We start from the raw sequence: 18,020 nt of genomic DNA on the forward strand, positions 1-18,020 counted from the left end.
TTCCGTGGATACAACGGACTCCTCCGGAGTTCGTCGCCAATGCGTATCGTCTGCACCGTTTTCGCTTTTCTGCTCGCCAGCCTCGGCGCGCAGGCCCAGACCGCGTCGCGGGACTTCTTCGCCTTCGTGATGCTGGCGGAGGGGAGTGACGGCCAGCCCGTGCCGATGGTGCGCAGCGTCGCCGAGCGCGCGCCGGCCTGTCCGGTCCTGCGCTCCACGGTGGGTGGTGTCTCGACAACAATGACGCCGCGCCGCCGGCCGCCGGGCGGCCAGTTCGACGCCGTGACGGTCTGCGAGGCGCGCTATCCGGTGGGCGAGGCGGCCAGCGTCTTCCTGGGCGATCGCCGCATCGACCTGCCGACCGTCTCGCTCGGCACGCCGCGCCGCGTCGTGCTGATCGGCGACAGCGGCTGCCGCGGCGAGGCGCTCGACAAGCCGCAATATTGCGGCGGCGACGGCTTCGCCAAGGTCTGGCCTTTCGGCGTGCTGTCGGAGGAGGAGGCCGACAAGCGCCCCGACCTGATCGTCCATGTCGGCGACTACAATTATCGCGGCACCGAGCGCGGCCTCGTCCTGCCGCCGAGCCTCACGGGTTACACCGCGCCGCTCAGCGTCAATGTCTACGACACCGGCGACCTCGACGACGAGGACATCGCCAGCCTGCCGATCGGCGCGGCCTATTGGAGCCAGAACATCGAGGGCAGCCCGAACCCCGACAAATGGACCAACTGGCGCGACGATTTCTTCCGGCCGGCCGCCAAGCTGCTGGTCGCCGCGCCCTGGCTGCTGAGCCGCGGCAACCACGAACTCTGCAGCCGCGGCGGACCCGGCTGGTTCTACCTGCTCGATGCCGGCTCGACCCTGCTCGGGCCCGGGCATCACCAGAAGGAATGTCCGCCGCAGCTTCCGGCGGATTGGCGGCCCGGCGCCTGGCCCAAGCCGCCGGCGCAGCCCTTTTCCGGCCTGTCTTTCCCGATCCTCACCAACGCGCCGTTCCGGCTGAAGCTCGGCAAGCTGAACATCATCGCCGTCGATTCGGCGAATGCCGCCGACGCGGTGCTCTACAATCTCGAGACCTTCATCACGCAGTATCGCGAAGTGCAGAGGATGCTGGACGAGGGACCGACTCCGACCTGGGTGGTGACGCACCGGCCGGTCTGGGCGGTGGTGAAGCGCGACAAGGGCGGCCCGGTCGGCCTCACACCCTACGGCTTCATCAACGAGACGCAGCGCGAGGCGATCAACCGCGTGTTCGGCCGCGGCCTGCCGCCTCACGTCACCGCTGTCATCGCCGGCCACATGCATCGCTTCCAGGCGATCGGCTTCGCGGGGCCGCACCCGCCGCATCTCGCGGTCGGCACCGGCGGCATGGAACTGTCCAACGTGCAGCCGCCGCCCTCGCCGGACAATCCCAAGGCGCCGGTGCGCGTCGAGGGGCTCGACAGGGCCCCGGCCTATGTCGTCGGCCTCAGCGATTTCGCGGCGATGATCGTGCGGCCGGTGGACGACGGCACATGGACCAGTGTGCTCTACGGCACCGAAGGCGAGACTTTGGCAGTCTGCGATTCGCGCTGGCCGGGGCCCGGCAGCAAGCGCTCGGTCTGCGAACTCCAGTAATCAGGGGCAGTCGAAGCCGGTCTGGCGACGACAGCCATCGACGACGCCGAGCGGCGAATTCGCGATCGGCCGCGTCGTGCCGCCGGAATATTGATAGAGCAGCAGCGTGTTGGGCACCGCATAGCTGCCCCCGGCCACCGGCTTCATCCTGTCGTCCGCGGACTGTTGCGGGCTTGCGCAGGCGGCCAGCGCCAAACTGAAGGCAGTGGCGAGGGAGAAAGCGGCAAGTCTGGAAATCATGGGATTCCTCACGCGCGGCCGGCAGCGACTTCGCGTTGATAGAAGAGCAGGTCGAGTTCCGGCGCAACCTTGCCAAGGTTGGTCAGGATCATATGTGCGTGACCGCGATGATGGGTCTGGTGGTTGAACCAGTGGTCCAGCGCCGGCATCAGCTCCTGCACGAATTCGTCGGGCGTCGAGACGCGGCGATAGCGGATGACGCCGGCCAGCCGCGTCTCGTCGAGACTGTCGATCCAGGCGACGATGCGGCGGTCTTCCGCTTCGCGGGCGACGCGCAGCTCGGGGAAGTTTTCATGCACGATCGCGTCGAGCCGTTCCGGCGCATCGCCTTCGCCGGTGAAGCGTTTCATCCAGATGCGATCGGTTGCCAGCAGATGATTGAGCGTGCCGTGCATCGACTTGAAGAAGGCGCCGCGGTCGGCGCGATAGTCTGCGTCGTCGAGCTTTGCCGCAGCGTCGTAGAGCCGGCGGTTTGCCCATTCATTGTAGCCCGCGAAGGTGTGGTAGTGCTTCTTCATGCCTTGATTCTGCGCCGGTCTGTCCTGCTTTCAAGATTGATCGGCTCTTTCAACCTGTCGTCCCCTCGGGAATTCGGAGTAGCCAGATGACGAAACGAATCGGCATCCTCACCAGCGGCGGCGATTGCGCCGGCCTCAACGCCACGATCCGCGCCGTCGCGTTGCGCGCACATCATGGCCATGGCTGGACGACGGTCGGCCTGCGCTACGGCACCCTGGGTCTGCTCGAACGCCCCGTGGAAGCCGTGACGCTCGATCCCGATCGGCTGAGTGCTGCGCTGGCGCGCCAGGGCGGTACGTTCCTCGGCAGCACCAATCGCGGCGATCCGTTCGCCTTCCCGATGCCCGACGGCAGCCGCAAGGATCGGTCCGGAGAGATGGTCGAAGGGTTGAAGCAGCTCGGCCTCGACGGGCTGATCGGTGTCGGCGGCGACGGCAGCCTCGCCATCCTGCGCAAGCTGCTGGCGCCGTCGGGCATTCCCTTCGTCGGTATCCCCAAGACCATCGACAACGATGTCGGCCACACCGAGCGCGCCGTCGGCTACTCGACCGCCGTCGCCATCGCGACCGAGGCGCTCGACCGGCTGCAGCCGACCGGCACCAGCCACGAACGCACGATGGTGCTGGAGGTGATGGGCCGCGATGCCGGTCACATCGCGATTGCCGCGGCCATCGCCGGCGGCGCCGATGTCGTGCTCATCCCCGAAGTGCGCTGGAAGCTGGAGCATGTCGTCGAGCACATCGCCGGCCTGCGGGCGGTCGGACGAACCTCCGCACTGGTCGTCGTGGCGGAAGCCGCCGGCCAGTCGGACGAGGCAGCCGATCCCTCGGCCGATGCGCCCGATCATGGCGTCGGCGAATGGCTGGCCAAGCGTCTCGCCAAGGCCACCGGCGCGGAAGCGCGCGCCACGGTACTGGGCCACGTCCAGCGCGGCGCCATGCCGACCGCGGAAGACCGGCTGCTCGCCTCGGCGCTCGGCGTCCGCGCCGTCGACCTGCTGGCCGAAGGCAAGGCCGACTGCATGGTGGCCTGGTGGAACCGCCAAGTCATCGACGTGCCGCTATCGAAGGTCGTCGGCAAATCGCGCACCGTCGATCCCGACGGCACACTGATCTGCACCGCCCGCGCGCTGGGGATCTGCTTGGGAGATTCTGCGTAATGGAGCGCGCAACTCCAGTTGCGCTCAAGTTCGGTCGACAGACAGGGTATTGAGCGCCACTGGAGTGGCGCGCTCCAATGATAGGGCGGCGGCCTATGCCAGATCGCTGCGCGACAGCCAGAAGACCTCGCCCTCGCTGAGTTCGGTGTCGAGCCAGATGAAGGGCAGGCGGGGATAGGCGGCTTCGAGCGGGCCACGGCCGCGGCCGATCTCGCAGACGAGGCCGCCGCTCTTGGTCAGGTGCTTCGGCGCGTCGGCCAGGATGCGGTGCACGAGGTCGAGCCCGTCGTCGCCGGCCGCCAGCGCCAGGCGCGGCTCGTGACAGAACTCGGGCGGTAACTTGGCCATGCCGCCGGCATCGACATAGGGCGGGTTGCTGATGATCAGGTCGTAGCGCTGGCCCTGCAGCGGCTTGAAGAGGTCGCCGCGATGGAGCGAGATGCGATCTCCGAGGCGATGTGTCGCCACGTTGCGCCGCGCCAGCGCCAGCGCGCCGGCCGAGAGATCGACGGCATCGATCTTCGCGCGGGGGAAGGCAAGCGCCGCCAAGATCGCAAGGCAGCCCGAGCCGCAGCAGAGATCGAGGATGCGCCGCGGCTTGGCGGTGGGCAGAGCGCCGCCCGCCAGAAGATCGCCGATGAAGGATCGCGGGATCAGTGCGCGGCGGTCGATGTGGAAGCGCACGCCCTGCATGTAGGCGGCTTCCAGCAGGTAGGGCGCCGGCATGCGCAGCGCGATCCGCGCCTCGATCAAGGTGACGAGCCGTGCCTTCTCCGCTTCCGTCGGCACCAGGTCGAGCCACGGATCGATCCGGTGGATCGGCAGGCGCAGCGCCTCGAGGACCATGAAGGCCGCCTCGTCGACGGCGTTGGTCGTGCCATGGCCGTAAGCCAGCCTCGCGGCGCGAAAACGCGCGACGGCAAAGTGGAAGAAATCACCCAGGGTGACGAGAGAGGGTTTGGTCGCGCGTGCCATGCCGGCCTACATTACCGGATATGAATCGCCGCGCGCTTCTTTTCGCGGGACTTGCCGCCACGGCCGCTGCCGCCGCTCCGGTGCAGGCAATCCCGGCAGAGATCAAGATGATCCTGGTCGGCGGCCCGGACTGTCCGCCCTGTGTGCGCTGGAAGCGCGAGCATCTCGAAGCCTGGATCGCTTCGCCGGAATTTCGCCAGGTCGTTTGGGAAGAGGTCGAGGCGGCGCGCTTCCGCGAGGCCTACCAGGAACGATACTGGCCGGGCGATCTCGCGCCCATCCTCGCCCAAATCCCGCGCAAGAGCGGCGCCCCGCGCTTCCTGGTCGTGCAGGCCGGACGCATCGTCTCGAACCATCTCGGCGTCAGCAAATGGGCCAACACGCTCGACGAGCTTCGCAAACTTCTGGGATAGAAATCATGGCAGGCGCTCTCGACGGTCTGGTCGTCCTCGACCTCACGACCCATCTCTCCGGCCCCTTCTGCGGCATGCAGCTCGCCGACATGGGCGCCGACGTCATCAAGATCGAGAGCCCCCAGGGCGATTCGATGCGCGGCGCACCGCCGTTCCTCGAAGGCGAGTCTGCGCCCTTCATGCTGTGGAACCGGAACAAGCGTGGCCTCAAGCTCGACCTCAAGAACGAGGACGACCTCAAGGTCTTCTGGGAGCTGGTCGACGGTGCCGACGTGGTGCTGGAGAATTTCCGCCCCGGCGTGATGAAGCGATTGGGCCTCGGCTGGGAGGCGCTGCACGCGCGCAACAAGCGGCTGGTGCTCGGATCGATCTCGGGCTTCGGCCAGACCGGGCCCTATGCCGGCCGCGGCGGCTTCGACCTGGTGATCCAGGCCATGTCCGGCCTGATGTCGGTGACCGGGCCGAAGGACGGCCCGCCGTATCGCATTCCGCTGGCCATCTCGGACGTGGGCGCCGGCCTCTACCTCACCATTGGAATCCTGTCGGCGCTGCAGGCAAGGCATAAGACGGGGGAAGGCCAATGGGTAGAGACCTCGCTGCTCGAGGCCACCGTGTCGCTGGGCGTCTACGAGGCGGCCAACTACTTCGCGACCGGTGTGCGGCCGGAGAAGCTCGGCCAGGGCCATCGCGGCTCCTCGCCCTACCAGGTGTTCCAGACGAAGGATGGCTGGATCACCATCGGTGCGGCCCAGCAGAACTTCTTCAAGAAGACCTGCGAGATGATCGGCAAGCCGGAGCTGGTCGACGATCCGCGCTTCAAGGCCAACGCGCTGCGGGTGAAGAACAACGCCGCGATCGTCGAGATCCTGCAGGCCGAGCTGATCAAGAAGAGCAACGAGGAGTGGCTGGCGGAATTCGAGGCCGCGGGCATCCCGGCAGGCCCGGTCCTGCACCATGACGAGGTCTTCGCCGATCCGCAGATCCTGGCGCGCGGCATGGTGGCCGAGGTCGAGCATGCCAAGGCGGGCAAGCAGAAGACGCTGGGCGTGCCGCTCAAGCTGTCGGCGACGCCGGGCGGTGTCCGCCGTCCGGCGCCGACGCTTGGCCAGCATGACGCGGAAATCCGCGGCAAAGGCCGTTAGACAGAGGTTACCAGCGGGAGCGCTGGTACCTGTCGGCGACACCGTCGCCGTTCTTGTCGCGGTCGTAGCGGTCGGGGATGCCGTCCCGATCGCTGTCCCTCGACCGCTGGTACGAGGGTCGAGGCGGCGAAACCGGCACCGGCACGTAGCGCGTCTGAGTGATCACCTGCGGCCGGGGCGGCGGCGGTGGTGCGTAGTAGGTCGGGGCCGGGCGGTAGTAGCTCGGCTGGCTGACATAATTGTTGGAGTAGCCTGAGTAACCGTAGTTCGACGAACCGTAGCCGGGGTTGTAGCCGTAGGTCGTCGGATAGCCTGACTGTTCAACGCACCCCGCCGTCACCATCACAAGGCCCGCGGCGGCGAGCCAACTGACGCAGCGCATCTGTTCCCTCCACTCGGGAAGTCCATGCCGGACATTCCCACGAGAGAAGATTCGTGAGCGACGGTGGCGCCGCGCGGGCGCAAACAAGATGAGTTGAAGGCGAGCCGTGATCGACTGGTGACCGGACACGAAAACGGCTCCCGGATTTCTCCGGGAGCCGTCGAGCGGGTCACTGCGACTTCAGCTAGCGCTGGAAGGCGTCGGGAATGTGATCGCCGTTGGCGTCGATGTCGCGGCGGTTGGGAACGCCGTCGCGATCGTAGTCGCCATTCGGACCGCGCCGGTTATAGGAGCTGTTGTTGTAGTTGTTCCGGTAACCGCTGTTGTTGTTGTAGGCGTAGGCGGGCGGTGCCGGCTGGGCGGCGTAGTAGCCGTTGTTGTAGGCCGGCCGGGTGTTGTAGCCGCTGTTGTAGGCATACGAATTGTCGTAGCCGGTCTGGGTACAGGCTGCGGTCGCGGCCAGCAGGCCCGCCGCCATCACGAACTTGAGCTTGTTCATCGCTACCTCCGTTTGGGGTCGAACCCTGTCTCGCGACTGGGACATCCCTCTAGAACGAGGTACGTCGCCCGAAGTGGCATCGCTCGGGCGAAAAGTTGAAGTTTTGTAAAGACGAACGCCCGGCAACCGATGAGGGCTGCCGGGCGTTGCCGGCCTCTTTTCGCTTAAAGCGCTCCCGGCGCCGGGCCGCGCGCCACCTTGGCATTGAGCTTCGGCGGATGGGTGACGATCGACTTCAGCGCCGGCACCGGCTTGCGCAGCTTGGCGATGTTGGGCAGCGGCCGGGCGAGAACCGGGTTGGTCTTGAACGCCTGCTCCATGGCATGGGCAGCGCCCAGCACCTCGCCGTCGCCGCGGAAGCGGCCGATGACCTGCAGGCCAAACGGCATCTTCTTGTCGTCGAGGCCGCAGGGCAGCGAAACGGCGGGGTTCGTGGTCAGGGTGACGAAGTACTTCGTCGCCATCCAGTGGTAGTAGGTGCCGAGCTTCTTGCCGTCCATTTCCTCGATGTAGAGCTGCTTCCACGGGAAGGGCGAGAAGCCGACGGTCGGTCCGATCACCAGGTCATAGTCCTTGTAGATCTCCTGGAAGGCCCGGAAGATCCGCGTCTGCTCGCCATGCGCCCAGGCGAAGTCGGCCAGCGACAGCTTCGCGCCCAGCTCGTAGTTGGCGATGATGTTCGGGCCCAGCATCTCGCGCTTGTTGGTGTAGGCGTCCTGGTAGCGCGACAGGAAGCTCACGGCGCGGATCACGTCGAAGCAGCGGTCGGCTCCGCCGTAATCGACATCCACCTTGTCGAGGCTGCGGAACATCGGCTTCATCGCCTTGATCTTCTCGCGGAAGGTCTGGCGGATCGACTTCTCGACCGGCGCGCCGCCGAAATCCTCGGTGTAGGCAACGCGGAGACTGCCGAGATCGACCGGCCACGGATCGGCATAGGCTTCCGGCTCCAGCGGGAAGGAGAGCGGATCGCTGTCGTGCTGGCCGATCTGGGTGGCGAACAGCAGGCAGACGTCGGCGACGTTGCGGCCCATCGGACCTAGCACCGAGATCGGCGTCCAGCCCATGGCGCGGCGCTCGACCGCGACCATGCCGGGCGAGGGGCGGAAGCCCACGACGCCGCAGAAGGCGGCGGGATTGCGCAGGCTGCCGCCGGTGTCCGAGCCGGTGCAGACCGGCAGCATGTCGGTGGCCAGCGCCGCCGCCGACCCGCCCGACGAGCCGCCGGCATTGAGCATCGGGTTGAAGGGATTGCCCGTCGCACCCCAGACCGGGTTGCGGCTGTTCGAGCCGGCGCCGAATTCCGGCACGTTGGTCTTGCCGACGACGATGGCGCCGGCAGCGCGCACGCGGCCCACCATGACATTGTCGTAGCCCGGCACGTAGTCGCGGTAGAGCGGTGAGCCGTAGGTGGTGAGGAGGTCCTTGGTTTCCTCGAGGTCCTTGATGCCGGTCGGCAGGCCGTGCAGCAGCGGCAGGTCCTCACCGCGGCGCACCGCGGCTTCGGCGGCCTTGGCTTCCTTGCGGGCGCGGTCGACGCACATCGCGGTCACCGCGTTGACGGCGGGGTTCACCTCCTCGATGCGTTCGAGGCAGGCGTCGAGCAGCTCGACCGGCGAGATTTCCTTGGTGCCGATGCGGCGGCGCAGCTCGACCGACGACAGGGTGACGAGTTCTTCTTTGGACATTCTTTCCTCTTCCTTGATCTTGATTACGGCCGGTGCAGCTGGACGGGCTCGCGCGTCACGGTGCGGCGGCCGTTCTTGTAGGCGGCGAGGACCGGCGCGATGGTTCGCAGCGCCATGACCGAATCCGGTGCGTCGAGAACGACGAGATCGGCCGGCCCGCCGACGGCGATGCCGTAATCGTTCTTGCGCATCAGCTTGGCGGCCGTCTTCGTCGTCATGTCCCAGAGCGCCTTCACCTCGTCGTCGTTGGCGCGCTGGGTGACGATGGCGTGCATGTTGACCTGGCGCAGCAGCTGGCCGTCGCCGAAGGGCGTGAACGGATTGAGGATGTTGTTGGAGGCGACCGAGCAGGTGACGCCACGCTCTGTGAGGAAGTTCAGGTCGAGCACGTTGCGCGGCACGTTGTGATCGGTGTGACGGCCGCCGAGATAGAGGTCGGTCGCGGTCAGGACCGTCGCGGCGACACCGGTATCGGCCATGCGCTTCGCCACCTTGTCGAGGTCCTTGAACGGCATGGTCGCGAGCTTGCCGACATGGCCGACGGCAACCCGGCCACCCCATTGGTATTTCTCGGCAAGATCACAGACCAGCAAGGTGTCGAGATGCTCGGCGGTGGGGCCGCTGTCGACATGCATGTCGATGTCGGCATCGAACTCGCGCGCCAGCTCGAAGACGCGATGAATCTGGGCCGCGCTGTCGCTGTCGTAGCTGGGCGCCGCGCCGACGACCCGCGCGCCGTTCCTGAGCGCCTCGACCATCAACTCGTCGGTGCCGGGGTTGTTGGTCAGGCCCTCCTGCGGCATGACGCAGAGCTCGATGTCGATCGCCCACTTGTACTTGTCGACCAGTGCCTTCACGCCCTCGAAGCCGCGCATCCCGATCTTGGGATCGACCTCGCAATGGGGGCGCATGCGGGTGGCGCCGTGGCTGATGCATTTCTCGATGGTCGCCGAGGCGCGCTCGAACACGTCCTCGACCGTCATCGTGTGCTTGACCGCCGACACGCGCTCCATCGCGAGGTGCGGCATGCGTTTGGTATTGTGCTCGCAGCGGCCGAGGATGCAGGCCTTGTCGAGATGGATATGGGTATCGACGAAGCCCGAGCAGACCAGGCGACCGCCACCCTTGTATTCTTCCCTGGCGCTGCCGCCCAGCTTCGGAGCGATGGCGGCGATGCGGCCCTGGTTCACCCCGATATCGGTGGTCGGTTGATCGGGCGTACTGTCGGCGAGCCGCACATCGCGCAAGACAAGGTCGAAATCCATCATCACTCCAGTTGCCGGCGGCGGCCGGCACGCATGTTGCACCATGCCGTCGTCCATTAACAGCCCGACGGCCCCGGAGGCTCAGCAAGAACCATGCTCTCTCGACGTCATCTTCTGCTTGCCGGCACTGCTGCCGCCATTTCTCCGAGCATGGCCGCGGGCCAAACCGCAACAGGGACCGCCGCCTGGCCGACCAAGCCCATTCGCTGGATCGTCAACTTCCCGCCGGCGGGCGCGGCCGACATCATGTCGCGTGCTCTCGCCGAGTATTTCGGCACCAAGCTCGGCCAGCCGATCATCGTCGAGAACAAGCCCGGCGCCGGCGGCATGCTGGGTGCGGATATCGTGGCCAAGGCGCGCGGCGATGCACATATCGTGATGATCTCCAGCGCCGCCTCGCACGGCATCGGTCCCGTCCTCTACAAGGACGTGCCCTACGATCCGCTGGCCGACTTCACGCACATCCATCTGGTGGGCACCTTCCCGACCGTGCTGGCGGTCAACGGCACCTCGCCCATTACTTCAGTGAAGGAGCTGATCGACATGGCCCGCGCCAAGCCGGGCGAAGTCACCTACGGTTCGGGCGGCAACGGCACGATGAACCATCTCGTGGGTCAGCTTCTGGCGCTCTCGACCAAGGTGCAGCTCACGCACATTCCCTATCGTGGCTCGGCGCCGGCGATGAACGACCTGATGGGCGGCCAGATCACTGCGCTGATGGAGAGCCTGCCCACCGCGAGCGGCTACTTCGCTTCCAAGCGCATGAAGCCGCTGGCGGTCAGCGAGGACGAGCGCGCGCCGACCCTGCCGGACGTGCCGACCTTCCGCGAGGCGGGATTCCCCGAGGTCGTGGCGACCAACTGGTTCGGCTTTTCCGCGCCGGCCGGGATCCCGCCCGAGATCGCCAAGCGGTGGGAGGTGGAAATCGCCGCCGCCCTGCAGAGCGCCGAGATCAAGGAGCGGTTCGACAAGCTCGGCATCCGGCCCGGCACATTGGGCTCGCAGGGCTACACCGCGCTGATCGCCAAGGAGTTGCCGCGCTGGCGCGAGGTGATCAAGGAAGGAAATATCCGCGCGGACTGATTGCGTGAGGCACCGCTTCCGGCACAATGCGCGCCGGAGGAAATCAAGATGGTGCATCCGCTTCGCGACAAGGCGGCGGTGAGCGGCATTGGCGAGACTGCGTATACGCGCGGCACGTCCGAGAGCGGGCTCGCGCTGCAACTCGAGGCCAGTCTCAAGGCAATCGACGATGCCGGGATCGATCCGCGCGACATCGATGGCGTCATCCCGTACTTTCCGGGCGGCGCCATCGCCGAGGACTTCATTGCCAATCTCGGCCTGAAGGATCTCGCCCTCTCGGCCTTCATCCCGATGGGTGGTGCCACCTGCACGGCGGCCATCCAGATGGCGGCGATGGCGGTGACGACCGGCGTCTGCAAGCACGTGCTGATCTCGGTCGGCCGCACGGGTTACTCCGGCTCGCGCGTCTCGACGCGCCTGCAGCAATTCCCGGTATTCGCGCAGGCCGCCGAGTTCGAGCTTCCCATCGGCATGTTCGCGCCGGCCCAGCTCTACGCCCAGGGCGCGCGCCGCCACATGGAACTCTACGGCACGACATCGCGGCAGTTCGCCGAAGTCGCCGTCGTCACGCGCCAGCACGCGATCCTCAACGGCAACGTGGTGATGAACAAGCCGCTCACGGTCGAGGATCACCAGGCCTCGCGCATGATCTCCGATCCGTTCCGGCTGTTCGATTGCAGCCTGGAGAGCGACGGTGGCGCCGCGGTGATCGTGAGCGCCACGGAACGCGCGAAGGACCTCAGGAAGCCGCTGGTCACCATTGCCGGCGTGGCCGAGGGGCACCCCGAGTCGCCGGCGTCGATCGCGCAGCGGCTGGACCTGCTGGAGTTCGGTCTCGTGAAGTCCGCGCCGCGCGCCTTCGCCATGGCGGGCGTCGGGCCGAAGGATATGGACGTGGCCGAGATCTACGACTGCTTCACCTTCACGGTGATTCGCCAGCTCGAGATCCTGGGCTTCTGCAAGACCGGCGAAGGCGGCCCGTTCGTGATGGACGGCCGCATCGCGTTGGGCGGCGAGCTGCCGATCAACACCCATGGCGGGCTGTTGAGCCAGGGCCATGTGGTCGGCCTCAACCATGTGATCGAGCTGACGCGCCAGCTTCGCCGCGAGGCCGGCAAGGCGCAGGTGAAGGATGCCGAGCTCGGCCTCGTCACCGGCTATGGCGACATGGGCGACGGGTCCATCGCGATCCTGAGGAGGGCGGCATGAGCCAGGCTCCCACACCGGCACCCGCCCCCGTCCCGGAACGTCCGCTACCGACACCGACGCGCGAGAGCCAGCCTTTCTGGGACGGTATGCGCGAGAGCCGCTTCCTGCTGCAGCACTGCTCGTCCTGCGGCAAGGTCCGGCACTATCCGCGGCCGGTCTGCCCGCACTGCTTCTCGATGGAGAGCGAGTTCAAGGAGGCGCCGCTCGGCGGCAGCCTCCATGCCTGGACGGTGTGCCACCATCCGTTCAACTTCTTCTTCAAGGCATCGGCGCCCTACATCGTGGCGCTGGTCGACATGGATGCCGGCGTGCGCGTGAACGCGCAGCTGCACGGCGTTCCCGAGGCCGATCTCAAGATCGGTAAGCGTGTGAAGCTCGGTTTCGAGCCGGTCAACAAGGAGGTGACGCTGCCCGTCTTCGTTGCCGAATAGATAAAACAGAGAAAATCCTGGGAGGAAGAAAATGAAGCGTTCCGTGTTCGTGGCGTCGGCCCTGGCCGCGCTGCTGCTGCCGCTTGCCGCCTCGGCCCAGACCGACTGGCCGCAGAAGCCGATCTCGATGGTCGTGCCCTATCCGCCGGGTGGCGTGAACGACGCCGTGGCCCGCGTCTATGCCGAGAAGCTCTCGACCGAGCTCGGCAAGCCGGTGATCGTCGACAACCGCGCCGGCGCGGCCACCACCGTGGCCTCCAACTTCGTCGCCAAAGCCGCGCCCGACGGCTACACGATCTACGCCGCCGGCACGTCGCTGGTGATCAATCCTACTCTCACCGGCCAGGTCCAGTACGACCCGAACAAGAGCTTCGAGCTCGTGTCGCTGATGTCGTTCACGCCCTTCATCCTGCACGTGAATTCGGAGTTCCCGGCCAAGAACATGGCCGAGCTGATTGCCTATGTGAAAGCCAACCCCGGCAAGTTCAACATCGCGAGCTCGGGCATCGGCGCCACCAACCATCTCGCGGCTGAGCTGCTGAAGGCGCAGGCCGGGCTCAACATCACGCACGTCCCTTACAAGGGCGGCGCGCAGGCCGGCCAGGACGTAGCCTCGGGCCAGGCGCAGATGATGTTCTCCGCGGCCCTCGAGGCCAAGCCGGTGCTGGCGACGGGCCGCACCAGGGCCATCGCCATTTCGAGCCTCAAGCGCTCGCCCGCCTTCCCCGACATCCCGACCGTCGTCGAATCGGCCGGGCTGCCCGACTTCGAGGCGGTGTTCTGGCAGGGCATGGTGGTGCCGGCCGGCACGCCGGTGGCGATCGTCGACAAGCTGCAGAAGGCGATCGCTAAGATCGCCGCCGATCCGGAAGTGATCGAGCGCTTCAAGGTCCAGGGAGTCGAGATCCGGTCCTCGACACCGGCCGAGTTCAAGACCTTCCTCGCCAAGGAAGAGAAGCGCTGGACGACGCTGATCAAGGAACAGAACATCAAGCCGGAATAAACCGTCGTCCCGAGCGGAGCGAAGCGAAGTCGAGGGACCTTTTTTCGCTTCGACACGCTGTGCGCTGGAAAAGAGATCCTTCGACTGCGTCACCCTTCGGGTGGCTTCGCTCAGGATGACGGAAGTAACTAAAGCGCCTTGCGCAGCGTGAGATTGAAACGGCGGGCTCCGGTCAACGGATGCTCGCCGTTTTTCAAGGTGAGGACGCCGTGATGGAACAGGCGTGACGGGCCGCCCCACACGACGACATCGCCATGCTCCAGCGCTACGCGGCGCACCGGATCGCTGCGCTTGGGGCCGCCGAACTGGAAGGTGGCGGGCAGGCCGAGTGACACGGATACGATGGGATGCGCGTAACTGGCCTCGTCCTTGTCCTGGTGCAGCGACAGTTTCGTGCCGGGCTCGTAGCGATTGATCAGACAGGCATCGGGCACGAAGTTCGCGAAGCCGGCCGCGGTCGCGGCTTCATCGGCCAGTGCGAGAAATTCGGATGGCATCGCAGGCCACGGCGCGCCGCTTTGTGGGTCGTGTGCCTGGTAGCGGTAGCCCGAGCGGTCGGTGACCCAGCCGGCGGTGCCGCAATTGGTCATCGCCACCGACATCTCGAAGCCGCCGGGCGTGACCATGTTCCGGAACGGTGCCTGGTCAGAGATCGCCTCGATCGCCGCCAGCAGTGCGACATCACGCTTTTTTGAGAATCGTCGAAATACTGCAGCGCCGGGCCCCAGCGCCTCCGTTCCGCCATCTGCGTCGAACAGGCTCAGTAACATCCAACAGATATAGGGCATCCTCTGCCGGAACATCAGGAGTAGCGTGATGAACAATTGGATCACTGCCGCCGCTGTGATCGTCGCCGGCATGGCGACTGCGGCCGGCCCCGCCGCCGCACAATCAGGAGAGGCTTCGCGCGGGGCACGAATCTTCAATACCCAGTGCAAGTCTTGCCACACGCTGGAGAAGGATGGCGCCAGTACGACCGGCCCCAACCTGCACGGTCTGTTCGGCCGCAAGGCGGGCACGGAGGGAGGCTATGCGTCTTCCGACGCCATGAAGAATTCGGGCATCGTCTGGGACGATGCGACGGTTGCCGAATACAGCCGCGACCCCAAGGGCAAGGTGCCGGGCACCAAGATGCTCTACAACGGCGTGAAGAATGCCGGCCAGCTCGCCGATCTCGTCGCCTATCTCAAGGAAGCGACGAAGTAGTCAGCGCGCGATCACGCCAACCAGCGCCTGCGTGAACTGGTCGACCATCGACTGGCTGGTGGCCGAGCCTTCCAGCCAGTCGAGGCGCAGCTTCAGGAAGTTGTTGCGGTAGCCCGTCAGCATCAGCGCCGAATAGATCGGCTTCTTGTCGATGCTGCGGACCGCCGACAGGGTGATGCAGCGGAAGACGAGGCTGCCGACCGCGCAGTCGGTCGGCCCTCTCACCGTCTTGATGTCCTCGTAGCGATTGTATTTCGCGAGCTGGTAGATCTCCTGCAGCGACGTCTGGAACTGCTGCTGCACGACGGGGCTCGACGGGCCGTCGGGGATCGACCGGATGGAGAGGTCGTAGACATAGACCGTCGCAATGAGCTGGTCGCCGATGCGGTAGTTCCACCCATAACCCAGTTCCGGCTTTCCCGCTGTCTTGCCGTAGTCCGTCGAACCGTACTTGGTGGCGCCCGCGATTTGCGGCGGAAAGGTCAGCCCGGTCGCGGGATGGCGATCGGGCGCCGGCACGCGTTGCGGTGCGGAGGGCTGGGTTTGCGGTTGGCCTTGGGCAACGGCTGCGCCGATGGCCGTGCCCAGCAAGGCCAGAACGAGAGCCGTGACGCGCAGCAAGGCTACAACCATGAGGACCTCCAGGGGAGGCCACTCTACCCGCGCGCTGTAAAACTGTCGCGTGCGCGGACGTAAGCGATGGATCCCAGCACGATGCCGGCGGCGAGCATGCCGAACACCCAGCGATAGGCCACGTCGCCCGCGCCGAAGGCCTCGACGATGTAGCCCCCGATCGCCGGCAGCACGGCGAGCCCCAGGCACTGCGCCATGTTCACCGTGGTGACGCCGCGCCCCGCAAGCCGGTCCGGGAACAGTGCACGGCCCTGGGCCACGATCACCGTGCCGTAGGCGCAGAAGAAGCAGAAGGCGATGAGCAGCGTCACCGCAAGCCAGAGCGGCGGGTTGGGCAGCGCCGCCATGGTCGCCAGAATCACCATGGAGATCGCGGCCCCGCCGAACACCACCCGCTTGCGCGAACGCAGGACGCGGTCCATCGGCCCGTAGGCCAGGATGCCCAGGATCTGCGCCGCGCCCATGGCGAGCAGCACGTTGCCGCGCGCCACGCCGTCGAGCTTGTGCACGTCGTAGAGATAAGGGCCGCCCCATACGCCCAGCACCGTCAGCATCGTGGCATAGGCGAAGAAGTGCATGGAGAGCACCGGACCGAGGCCCGGCGTGCGCCATACTTCCCAGAGACCGCGCAGAATCTGTCTCGGCGTTTCCTTGGCGGCTTCGGCGCCGCGATATTCCGGCGGCCGATCGCGCACGAAGACCATGAAGCCGATCGCCACCAGCAGCGTCACGGCGGCGAGACCCAGGAAGCCGGTGCGCCAGCCGACCGTGGCGGCGATCCAGGCGAGCGGCGTCGCCGCCGCCAGGGTGCCGATGTTCGAGGCGGCGAATACCCAGGAAAGCCGGGTCGCGAGCTTGGCCTGTTCGAACCAGCGCGAGCACAGGAAGACAACGGACATGAACGAGGCGGCGCAGCCCACGCCCACGATGGTGCGGCCGGCGATGAGGTCGGCGGCATCGGTGGCGCGCGCGATCCAGATCGAGCCCAGCATCGCAAGGATGGAGAGCGCGGCCACGGTGCGGCGCGCACCGAAGCGATCGAACCACATGCCGACGGGCACCTGCACCGCGAACAGCGCGAAGAAGAAGGCGCTGCCGGCCCAGCCGAGCTGGCGTGCGCTGAGGTCGAGGTCGCGCACGAGCTCGGGCGCGATCACGCTGTTCGACACGCGATAGAACTGGCTGAGGCAGGTGACGGCGATCAGCAGGGTGAGGAGGGGCAGTCTCGACGCCATGGCCCTGCTTGCTACCACGAACGCGCCGGACATTCCTTCGGTGTGGACCGAAGGGTTTCTAATCCAGACTCTTGCCGTCGATCTGCTTATCGAAGGCGAGGTCGTCGTTCAGGCACCATTGCTCGGCGACGCGACCGTCCTTGATGCGGAAGATCGAGATCTCGTCGACATTGATCGCGCGGCCGGTCGGTGCGCGCGTGCCGAAGCTGCCGAGATGGGTTCCGGTCGAATGATAGCGCACCGCGACCTTGTCGCCATCGATGACCATGTCGTCGATATGCTCGTGCCAGTCGGGAAAGCCGGCGCGGATGCGTTCGATGGCGCGGCTTATGCCATCGTGCCCGTCGCGGCTCTCGCCCTTGCCCCAGCCTTTCGGCATGTGGGCGACGAAGTCGGCGGCGTAGATTTCCGGGATCGCATCGAGTTCGCCGGTCCCCCAGATCTCGTGCAGGCGCTCGATCAGCGCGCGGGCTTGTTCGCGATTTGTCATCGGTGTGCTGCCATTAAGAGGAACGAGGGACGCTCGTCGGCGCCGGCCCAGTCGGAATGGGCCGCGACCTCGGCTGCGCTCGCGGACCACTCTTCCAGACGGGTCAGGGTGAAGCCTGCCTCTATCAGCAGGTTGACGTAAGTGGCCAGCGTGCGGTGCTGCTTGATCACGCCCTTGGCCAGCCAGTCGGTCGAGCGTGCGCCTTCCTTGTCGTATTGGTTCACCGGCCAGGCGAGTCGGCCGTCCGGATCGCGCGTCCAGCCGGGATGGGCGGGCGCCGTGTACAGCGGATGCTCGACCGAGAAGACGAAGCGGCCGCCGGGCACGAGGCCTCGGTGCACCTGCTCGAACAGGCCGCGCAGGTTCTCGATGTAATGCAGCGCCAGCGAGCTGTAGACGAGATCGAACGCGCCCTCGGCGAGGGAAAGCTTCTCCAGGTCGGTGCGAGCATAGACGATCGCCGGATTGGCGGTCATCTCCCGCGCATGTCCCAGCATCTTCTCCGAGACGTCGAAGCCTTGCACGGAAGTCGCCCCAATCTCGGCGGCCCAACGACAGAACCAGCCGAAGCCGCATCCGAGGTCCACGACCCGCAGTCCCTGCAGGTCGGGAAGCATCGACTGCAGGGTCGGCCATTCCGGCGCAGCCGTCAGACCTTCCACGGAGCGCCGAAGGCGGCTGTAGCCCGCGAAGAATTCGGCGGTGTCGTAGATGTTCTGCGTCATGATCCTATTTGACGGCGGCTGCCGCCTTGGCCGTTCACGCAGGAAGTGCCCGAGATCTACGACAACATCATCGAGATCAAGGCCGTCGCCCGCGATCCCGGCAGCC

At 66.4% G+C, this 18,020-nt stretch carries 21 protein-coding genes and 1 pseudogene; 10 read left to right on the forward strand and 12 right to left on the reverse strand.

Annotated elements, in window-relative coordinates; translation table 11 throughout:
• Positions 1–39 precede the first annotated feature (39 nt).
• Positions 40–1,617, forward strand: coding sequence for a metallophosphoesterase (locus AC1ROX_RS31125; protein WP_493132747.1), 1,578 nt, complete (start codon positions 40–42; stop codon positions 1,615–1,617).
• On the opposite strand, the gene AC1ROX_RS31130 is transcribed toward AC1ROX_RS31125, so the two are convergent.
• Both AC1ROX_RS31130 and AC1ROX_RS31135 read right to left on the reverse strand, forming a co-directional pair.
• Positions 1,618–1,857: a hypothetical protein gene (locus AC1ROX_RS31130; protein WP_493132749.1), complete on the reverse strand. Its 240-nt coding sequence runs from the start codon at positions 1,855–1,857 to the stop codon at positions 1,618–1,620.
• An 8-nt stretch (positions 1,858–1,865) separates the two neighbouring features.
• Complete coding sequence (locus AC1ROX_RS31135; protein ID WP_493132751.1) at positions 1,866–2,375, reverse strand: DinB family protein; 510 nt, start codon at positions 2,373–2,375, stop codon at positions 1,866–1,868.
• Positions 2,376–2,461: 86 nt separating this feature from the next.
• Here AC1ROX_RS31135 and AC1ROX_RS31140 point away from each other — a divergent pair, with 86 nt between their 5' ends.
• Complete coding sequence (locus AC1ROX_RS31140; protein WP_493132753.1) at positions 2,462–3,535, forward strand: ATP-dependent 6-phosphofructokinase; 1,074 nt, start codon at positions 2,462–2,464, stop codon at positions 3,533–3,535.
• 93 nt (positions 3,536–3,628) lie between these two features.
• Here the strand turns inward: AC1ROX_RS31140 and prmB are convergent, their stop codons facing one another.
• Positions 3,629–4,510, reverse strand: a complete 882-nt coding sequence (prmB, locus tag AC1ROX_RS31145) for a 50S ribosomal protein L3 N(5)-glutamine methyltransferase (RefSeq protein ID WP_493132755.1) — start codon at positions 4,508–4,510, stop codon at positions 3,629–3,631.
• Between the two features lie 20 nt (positions 4,511–4,530).
• Here prmB and AC1ROX_RS31150 point away from each other — a divergent pair, with 20 nt between their 5' ends.
• Together AC1ROX_RS31150 and AC1ROX_RS31155 are read left to right on the forward strand one after the other, a co-directional pair.
• Positions 4,531–4,923, forward strand: coding sequence for a hypothetical protein (locus tag AC1ROX_RS31150; protein ID WP_493132757.1), 393 nt, complete (start codon positions 4,531–4,533; stop codon positions 4,921–4,923).
• Positions 4,924–4,928: 5 nt separating this feature from the next.
• Positions 4,929–6,065 (forward strand): CaiB/BaiF CoA transferase family protein, encoded by a 1,137-nt coding sequence (locus tag AC1ROX_RS31155; RefSeq protein ID WP_493132758.1) that lies wholly within the window; start codon positions 4,929–4,931, stop codon positions 6,063–6,065.
• A gap of 7 nt (positions 6,066–6,072) precedes the next feature.
• Here AC1ROX_RS31155 and AC1ROX_RS31160 read toward each other — a convergent pair whose 3' ends face one another.
• The 4 genes from AC1ROX_RS31160 to AC1ROX_RS31175 all read right to left on the reverse strand — a co-directional run bounded on the left by AC1ROX_RS31160 (position 6,073) and on the right by AC1ROX_RS31175 (position 9,899).
• Complete coding sequence (locus AC1ROX_RS31160) at positions 6,073–6,447, reverse strand: hypothetical protein (RefSeq protein WP_493132760.1); 375 nt, start codon at positions 6,445–6,447, stop codon at positions 6,073–6,075.
• Between the two features lie 184 nt (positions 6,448–6,631).
• Positions 6,632–6,946 carry a hypothetical protein gene (locus AC1ROX_RS31165; protein ID WP_493132761.1) on the reverse strand — a complete coding sequence of 105 codons (315 nt, stop codon included), beginning with the start codon at positions 6,944–6,946 and terminating at the stop codon, positions 6,632–6,634.
• Positions 6,947–7,110: 164 nt separating this feature from the next.
• Positions 7,111–8,634 carry an amidase gene (locus AC1ROX_RS31170; protein ID WP_493132763.1) on the reverse strand — a complete coding sequence of 508 codons (1,524 nt, stop codon included), beginning with the start codon at positions 8,632–8,634 and terminating at the stop codon, positions 7,111–7,113.
• A gap of 23 nt (positions 8,635–8,657) precedes the next feature.
• A complete protein-coding gene (locus AC1ROX_RS31175) occupies positions 8,658–9,899 on the reverse strand; it encodes an amidohydrolase family protein (RefSeq protein ID WP_493132764.1) in 1,242 nt (413 codons plus the stop codon).
• Positions 9,900–10,049: 150 nt separating this feature from the next.
• Between AC1ROX_RS31175 and AC1ROX_RS31180 the strand changes: the two genes are divergently transcribed.
• Genes AC1ROX_RS31180 through AC1ROX_RS31195 form a run of 4 tightly spaced genes read left to right on the forward strand, consistent with a single transcriptional unit; the run spans position 10,050 to position 13,625 of the window.
• Positions 10,050–10,982, forward strand: coding sequence for a Bug family tripartite tricarboxylate transporter substrate binding protein (locus AC1ROX_RS31180; RefSeq protein ID WP_493132766.1), 933 nt, complete (start codon positions 10,050–10,052; stop codon positions 10,980–10,982).
• A gap of 48 nt (positions 10,983–11,030) precedes the next feature.
• Entirely contained in the window at positions 11,031–12,191 is a 1,161-nt protein-coding gene (locus AC1ROX_RS31185) for a thiolase family protein (RefSeq protein ID WP_493132768.1), read from the forward strand.
• Positions 12,188–12,622, forward strand: coding sequence for a Zn-ribbon domain-containing OB-fold protein (locus tag AC1ROX_RS31190; RefSeq protein WP_493132770.1), 435 nt, complete (start codon positions 12,188–12,190; stop codon positions 12,620–12,622). The genes AC1ROX_RS31185 and AC1ROX_RS31190 overlap by 4 nt, the downstream gene beginning before the upstream one ends.
• Positions 12,623–12,653: 31 nt before the next feature.
• Entirely contained in the window at positions 12,654–13,625 is a 972-nt protein-coding gene (locus tag AC1ROX_RS31195; RefSeq protein ID WP_493132772.1) for a Bug family tripartite tricarboxylate transporter substrate binding protein, read from the forward strand.
• A gap of 128 nt (positions 13,626–13,753) precedes the next feature.
• On the opposite strand, the gene alkB is transcribed toward AC1ROX_RS31195, so the two are convergent.
• Positions 13,754–14,395, reverse strand: a complete 642-nt coding sequence (gene alkB, locus AC1ROX_RS31200) for a DNA oxidative demethylase AlkB (RefSeq protein ID WP_493132782.1) — start codon at positions 14,393–14,395, stop codon at positions 13,754–13,756.
• Between the two features lie 46 nt (positions 14,396–14,441).
• Here alkB and AC1ROX_RS31205 point away from each other — a divergent pair, with 46 nt between their 5' ends.
• Positions 14,442–14,831, forward strand: a complete 390-nt coding sequence (locus tag AC1ROX_RS31205; RefSeq protein ID WP_493132774.1) for a c-type cytochrome — start codon at positions 14,442–14,444, stop codon at positions 14,829–14,831.
• Here the strand turns inward: AC1ROX_RS31205 and AC1ROX_RS31210 are convergent, their stop codons facing one another.
• The 4 genes from AC1ROX_RS31210 to AC1ROX_RS31225 are packed head-to-tail and all read right to left on the reverse strand — an operon-like array spanning position 14,832 to position 17,914.
• Positions 14,832–15,464: a hypothetical protein gene (locus tag AC1ROX_RS31210; RefSeq protein WP_493132775.1), complete on the reverse strand. Its 633-nt coding sequence runs from the start codon at positions 15,462–15,464 to the stop codon at positions 14,832–14,834. It lies immediately after the preceding gene.
• 23 nt (positions 15,465–15,487) lie between these two features.
• Entirely contained in the window at positions 15,488–16,699 is a 1,212-nt protein-coding gene (locus AC1ROX_RS31215; protein ID WP_493132777.1) for an MFS transporter, read from the reverse strand.
• Between the two features lie 58 nt (positions 16,700–16,757).
• Positions 16,758–17,189 (reverse strand): ester cyclase, encoded by a 432-nt coding sequence (locus AC1ROX_RS31220; RefSeq protein ID WP_493132779.1) that lies wholly within the window; start codon positions 17,187–17,189, stop codon positions 16,758–16,760.
• On the reverse strand, positions 17,186–17,914 hold the full coding sequence (locus tag AC1ROX_RS31225; RefSeq protein WP_493132784.1) for a class I SAM-dependent methyltransferase: 729 nt from the start codon (positions 17,912–17,914) through the stop codon (positions 17,186–17,188). Before AC1ROX_RS31225 ends, AC1ROX_RS31220 begins: the two co-directional genes overlap by 4 nt.
• A 33-nt stretch (positions 17,915–17,947) precedes the next feature.
• Between AC1ROX_RS31225 and AC1ROX_RS31230 the strand changes: the two are divergent.
• Positions 17,948–18,020, forward strand: a pseudogene (locus AC1ROX_RS31230) (hypothetical protein); the annotation flags it as partial.

The sequence above is a fragment of the Reyranella sp. GW821-FHT14A01 genome (assembly GCF_058803965.1).